Genomic DNA, 5,955 nt, shown 5'->3' with positions numbered 1-5,955 from the left:
CCCACGGCTCGTTCCGCCTCCGGCTGCGCGCCCCCGCGCCGATCGACCCGCCCATCGTCCTGGCCCTCCCGCTGCTCCTGGCCCGGGACGCGACGAACCGGGCGGAGGCCGCCGCGCTCGCGGAGACCGCCGCGCTCGCGGCGGTCGCGGTGAAACCCGGGTGACGGGCGCCGCCCGCGCGCGGCACGCTGGACGCATGACGCGCGACCGGACCGTACGGATCTCGAAGTACCTCTCCAAGCACCTGCGCCACCAGCCCGGCCGGATCGGCATCGAGCTCGACCCTCAGGGGTGGGTGGACGTCGGGACCCTGCTGGCCGCCGCCGCGGCGCACGGCTTCCCCTTCTCCCGGGCGGAGCTGGACCACGTCGTCGCCGCCAACGACAAACAGCGCTTCGCGATCGAGGGCGGCCGCATCCGCGCCCGGCAGGGCCACTCGGTCCCCGTCGACCTGGGACTGCCGGCCGCCGAACCCCCGCCGTACCTCTACCACGGCACGGTCGCCCGCAACATCGCCGCGATCCGCGCGGAGGGCCTGCGCCCGATGGGCCGGCACCACGTCCACCTGTCCGCCGACCGCGCGACGGCCGAGCGCGTGGGCGCCCGCCGCGGCAGGCCCGTGATCCTGTCCGTCGACGCGGGCGCGATGCACCGCGCGGGCCACGCGTTCCGGGTGACGGGGAACGGCGTCTGGCTCACGGAGGCCGTTCCGCCGCGCTTCCTCCGCTTCCCGGGCTGAGCCCGGCTGAACTCCCCGTGGCGGCACGGCGATCGCCCGTCGACCAACGGGAGTCATGGGGTCCGGGCCCTTCCCCGCGCCCCGCCCCGCCTCCATGATGTGTGCGCCCGGAAGGTCATCCGGCGCGTCGCCCGGAGGGAGACGGCACCCATGGCACGGCACTTTCGCACCCGTTTGACGCGCACCCGTTTAAGACGATCCCTGGTGACGGCCGTGGTCGCGGCCCTCTGCGCGGCGGCCGTCCCCCTGCTCGCCGCACCGGGCGCCGCCGCCGGCGCCGGCTCCTCCTGGACCAGGACCTGGGGCACCGCCATGGGCACCGCCGGACCCGCCTCCCGCACCGGCGTGGCCGGGCGGCAGACGCTCCGCATGGTCGTCCACACCAGCGTCGCCGGGTCCGCCGCCCGGATCCAGCTCGTGAACACCTTCAGCCGCGAGCCCGTGACCATCGGGCACGCCACCCTCGCCCGCCGGGCCCGGGGGGCCGGCGCGGCCGCCGCCCCCGTGACCCTCACCTTCGGCGGGGGCGGGCGGAGCACCGTCATCCGGCCGGGCGGGAGCGTCCTCAGCGACCCCGCCGCCTTCCCCGTCAAGGCCGATGAGAACCTCCTGGTCAGCGTCCACCTGCCACAGCCCGTCCGCACCGCGCCCTTCCACGCGTACACGCTGACGACCTCCTACGCCTCCGCTCCCGGCGACGCGGCGGACCACGCCGGGGACACCGCGGGCGGCGGCTTCCCCACCAGGTTCCCGTTCTGGGCGTTCCTCGGCGGCGTCGACGTCCGCGCGCCGCACAGCGGTGGGACCGTGGTCCTCCTCGGCGACTCCCAGACCGACGGCGGGCACACCACCCCCGACACCGACCGGCGGCTGCCCGACGACTACGCGCGCGCCCTCCAGGCCCGGCCCCGGCCCATGGGCGTCGTCAACGCCGGGATCTCCGCCAACCACCTGCTCCGCGGCACCGAGCCCGCCGAGTCGGGACAGAGCGCGCTGCTGCGCTTCGACCGCGACGTCCTGGCCCAGCCCGACGTCCGCTCCGTCGTCCTCTTCGAGGGCGTCAACGACATCCTGTTCGCCGACGCGGGCAGCGCGGAACTCGTCGCCGGGATACGGCAGCTCGCCGCCCGCGCCCACGCCGCCGGACTGACCTTCGCCGCCGCGACGATCCCGCCCTTCCGGGGCTACGAGAACGCCTGGACCCCGGCCCGGGAACGGGTCCGGCAGCAGGTCAACGCCTACCTCCGCACCACCCGCGACATCGACTCCGCCGTGGACTTCGACGAGGCGGCACGCGACCCCCTGGACCCCACCCGGCTCTTCGCCGCGTACTACAACCGGGGCGGCGACCGCCTCCACTTCGGCGACAACGGCAGCCAGGCCCTCTCCGACACCCTGCTCCCCGCCCCCGTGCCCCCGCGGGTCAGCCTCGACTTCACCCAGACCACGGCCGGTGACGTCACCGGCGACGGCATCCCCGACGTCATCGCCGCCGACCGGAAGCACGACCTGTACCTCTGGCCGGGGAACACCGACGTCGACGACGCCCGGCACGGCGACGGCACCCTCGCCGCCCGGCCCCGGCGGCTCACCGGGGGATGGGAGTTCACCCAGACCGTCGCCGCCGACTTCACGGGCGACGGGAGGACCGACCTGATCGCCAAGGACGCCTCGGACACCCTTCACCTCTGGCCCGGCAACGGCGACGGCACGTTCGGCCGCCCCCGGCCGCTCACCGGCGGCTGGCGCTTCACCCAGACCACGGCCGGTGACGTCACCGGCGACGGCGTCCCCGACCTCGTCGCCGCCGGCGCCGACGGGGTGCTGCGCGTCTGGCCCGGCGAGGGCGACGGCACGTTCGGCCGCCCCCGGAGGCTGATGGGCGGCTGGCGCTTCACCGGCACCCGCGCCGGGGACTTCACGGGGGACGGCAGGACCGACCTCGTCGCCGTCGACCGGCGCGGCGTACTCCTGCTCTGGGCCGGCGAGGGCCACGGCACCTTCGCCCGCCCCCGCGCGATCGCCGACGCCCGCCGCCTGTCGGAGATCACCCCGCTCGCCCTCCGCACCGGCGGCATCGCCCACCTCATGGCCCGCGACGACGCGACGGGCGTCCTCAAGGAGTGGCGCAACACCGGGAACGCCGCGCTCGGCCGCCCGCTCCGGCTCACCGGCGGCTGGTGACGGGAGGGGTGGTCAGTCGTCCTTGCCGGTGGCGTGCCGCATGTTCTCGTCGGACCGCCGGATCCGCTCCGGGGTCCAGTGCTCCTCGGCCTCCGCCGGGTTCCCGGTGGAGTCGTGCACCACGGCCGTCTCGGGGCGGGACGGCGGCCCGGGGGCCGCGTCCCGGTCACCGGGCCACAGGGCCGCCGTGACGGCCAGGCCGAGCGCCACCGCGCCCACCGCCACGAGCGCCGCCTTCGCCTTCCGGGACACCATGGGGATCACCAGCTTCCTGTGCGGTGCGTACCTGCCGCCAAGGTAGCAACTCCCCTCGGTCCGGCCCTGGTTGGAAGCGGAGCTGCACCGACCGCGCGCAAGTTCCGGCCAATGCCGTCCGAACCCCTCCTTCCCCTCCGCCCGCCTGCTCTACTCGCACGCGTCTTCGTGCTTCGAGCACACGACGTAAAGGGGGAACGGGGTGAAGACGCGATTCATGGCGGCCGTCGCCGGAGCGCTGGCGCTCGGACTGAGCGTCCCGGCGGGCGCCGCCCAGGCCGACGAGACCGCGAAGCCGATGGACGCGAACACGGCTGCCACGGCGGTACAGCACAGTTCGACGGAGGACCCCTCGCAGGCTCCTTCGCGGGTGGCCGCCCACTGGACGCCCGAACGGATCAGGGAGGCCCGGCCGGTGGCCGCGCCGGCACCGGCCGGACGCCCGGCGGCACCGCAGACACACAGACTCCCCGCCCGCACGGGCCAGGGATCGGCACCGGTGGCGGGCATCGCCAAGGACGCGGCGGACGCGGCGGGAAAGCTCGCCGACATCTCCCGGTCCGAGGTGTGGACCGCCCACGGCAGCATGCCGGCCACCACGGTCGGCAAGCTCTACTTCGACACGCCCAAGGGCGGGAGCCAGTGCACGGCCTCCGTCGTCAACTCGCCCAACAAGAGCCTGATATGGACGGCCGGGCACTGCGCCAGCGACGGCAACGGCCACTGGTACAGCAACTTCCGGTTCGTCCCGGACTACCACAACGACCGGGAGCCGCTCGGCTCGTGGACGTGGAAGTCGGTGACCACCCCGAAGGGCTACCTCAACGGCGGGAACAAGGACTACGACCTCGCCGTGATCACCCTCTGGCCGCAGAACGGCCGCAAGGTGGCCGACGTGACCGGCTCCCAGGGGTACAAGTTCAACTCCGGCTACACCTGGCACGCCTATGAGTTCGGTTACCCGTTCGACACCCACCCGGCCCGCTCCGGCATCACCGGCAAGGACCTGCGCTACTGCATCGGCACGACCTGGCGGCCGGGCTTCTGGCCGTTCCAGCCCGGCCAGGAGGCCATCCACTGCGACCAGGGCCACGGCGCCAGCGGCGGCCCCTGGCTGGACGACCTCCAGCTCTCACGCGGCTGGGGCTATCTGATCGGCAACGTCAGCTACCACAACAGCGAGAGCTCCGACGAGGAGCGCAGCCCGTACCTGGGCGACGCGGCCGTGAAGGCCTACGACGCGGAGAAGAACCGCTAGAAGAACCGCTGGCGACGCACGCCGCCCCCGGTCCGGCGGACAGCCGGACCGGGGGCGGACGTACAGGCGTCAGGCGGGGATCAGCACTCGATGACGTTGACGGCGAGGCCGCCGCGCGCCGTCTCCTTGTACTTGACCTTCATGTCGGCGCCCGTCTCCTTCATGGTCTTGATGACCTTGTCGAGGGAGACGTGGTGGCGGCCGTCGCCGCGCAGCGCCATCCGGGCGGCGGTGACGGCCTTGGCCGCGGCCATGCCGTTGCGCTCGATGCAGGGGATCTGGACCAGGCCGCCGACCGGGTCGCAGGTCAGGCCCAGGTTGTGCTCCATGCCGATCTCGGCGGCGTTCTCGACCTGCTCCGGGGTGCCGCCCAGGACCTCGGCGAGGCCGCCGGAGGCCATGGAACAGGCGGAGCCGACCTCGCCCTGGCAGCCGACCTCGGCGCCGGAGATCGAGGCGTTCTCCTTGAAGAGCATGCCGATGGCGCCGGCGGCGAGGAGGAAGCGGACGATGCCGTCCTCGTCCGCGCCCGGCACGAAGTTCATGTAGTAGTGGAGAACGGCCGGGATGATGCCCGCGGCGCCGTTGGTCGGGGCGGTGACGACCCGGCCGCCGGCCGCGTTCTCCTCGTTGACGGCCATGGCGTAGACCGTGATCCACTCCATGGCGCGGGCCTGGGCGTCGCCCTCGGCGCGCAGCTGGCGGGCGGTGCTGGCGGCACGGCGGCGGACCTTGAGGCCGCCGGGGAGGATGCCCTCGCGGGACATGCCGCGCGTCACGCACGCCTGCATCACGCGCCAGATATCCAGGAGGCCCTCGCGGATCTCCTCCTCCGTGCGCCAGGCCTTCTCGTTCTCCATCATCATCGCGGAGATCGACAGGCCGGACTCGCGGGACATCCGCAGCAGCTCGTCACCGGTGCGGAAGGGGTACTTCAGGACGGTGTCGTCGAGGACGATCCGGTCCGCGCCGACGGCGTCCTCGTCGACGACGAAGCCGCCGCCGACCGAGTAGTAGGTCTTCTCCAGCAGCGGGGCGCCGGCCTCGTCGTAGGCGAAGAGGGTCATGCCGTTGGCGTGGTACGGCAGGGCGCGGCGGCGGTGGAGGATCAGCTGGGTCGACTCGTCGAAGTCGATCTCGTGGGCCGAGCCGATCTCGGCGCCGAGGAGCTTCAGCCGCTTGGTGGTGCGGATCCGCTCCACCTCGTCGTCGGCGATCTCGACGTCGACGGTGCGGGGGGAGTGGCCCTCCAGACCCAGCAGGACGGCCTTGGGGGTGCCGTGGCCGTGGCCGGTGGCACCGAGGGAGCCGTAGAGCTCCGCCCGTACCGAGGCGGTCTGCGCCAGCAGACCGTCCTTCTTCAGGCGCCCCACGAACATCCGGGCGGCGCGCATCGGGCCGACCGTGTGGGAGCTGGACGGGCCTATGCCGATCGAGAAGAGATCGAATACGGAGATGGCCACGGTGGCAGCTCCTTCATGGGTCGTGGGGGTGGTACGGGGGTGGAACAGGGTGGTGC

General features: G+C 73.6%; 5 protein-coding genes. 3 read left to right on the top strand and 2 right to left on the bottom strand.

Annotated elements, in window-relative coordinates:
• The first annotated feature begins 196 nt into the window (after positions 1–196).
• Both K6I33_RS30295 and K6I33_RS30290 read left to right on the top strand, forming a co-directional pair.
• Positions 197–739 carry an RNA 2'-phosphotransferase gene (locus K6I33_RS30295; protein WP_229357748.1) on the top strand — a complete coding sequence of 181 codons (543 nt, stop codon included), beginning with the start codon at positions 197–199 and terminating at the stop codon, positions 737–739.
• 150 nt (positions 740–889) lie between these two features.
• Entirely contained in the window at positions 890–2,923 is a 2,034-nt protein-coding gene (locus K6I33_RS30290; protein WP_229357747.1) for an FG-GAP-like repeat-containing protein, read from the top strand.
• 12 nt (positions 2,924–2,935) lie between these two features.
• Here K6I33_RS30290 and K6I33_RS30285 read toward each other — a convergent pair whose 3' ends face one another.
• The gene (locus K6I33_RS30285) at positions 2,936–3,178 is read right to left on the bottom strand and encodes a hypothetical protein (protein WP_229357746.1); all 243 of its coding nucleotides are present in this window, start codon (positions 3,176–3,178) and stop codon (positions 2,936–2,938) included.
• Between the two features lie 202 nt (positions 3,179–3,380).
• On the opposite strand from K6I33_RS30285, the gene K6I33_RS30280 reads away from it, so the two are divergent.
• On the top strand, positions 3,381–4,436 hold the full coding sequence (locus K6I33_RS30280; protein WP_229357745.1) for a serine protease: 1,056 nt from the start codon (positions 3,381–3,383) through the stop codon (positions 4,434–4,436).
• A gap of 80 nt (positions 4,437–4,516) precedes the next feature.
• Here the strand turns inward: K6I33_RS30280 and K6I33_RS30275 are convergent, their stop codons facing one another.
• Entirely contained in the window at positions 4,517–5,899 is a 1,383-nt protein-coding gene (locus K6I33_RS30275) for an L-serine ammonia-lyase (RefSeq protein ID WP_229357749.1), read from the bottom strand.
• Positions 5,900–5,955 lie beyond the last annotated feature (56 nt).

The sequence above is a fragment of the Streptomyces sp. UNOB3_S3 genome, assembly GCF_020740895.1.
Lineage (GTDB): Bacteria > Actinomycetota > Actinomycetes > Streptomycetales > Streptomycetaceae > Streptomyces.
The sequence above is the reverse complement of the archived record's forward strand: the minus strand, read 5'-3'. Positions and strand labels throughout refer to the sequence as shown.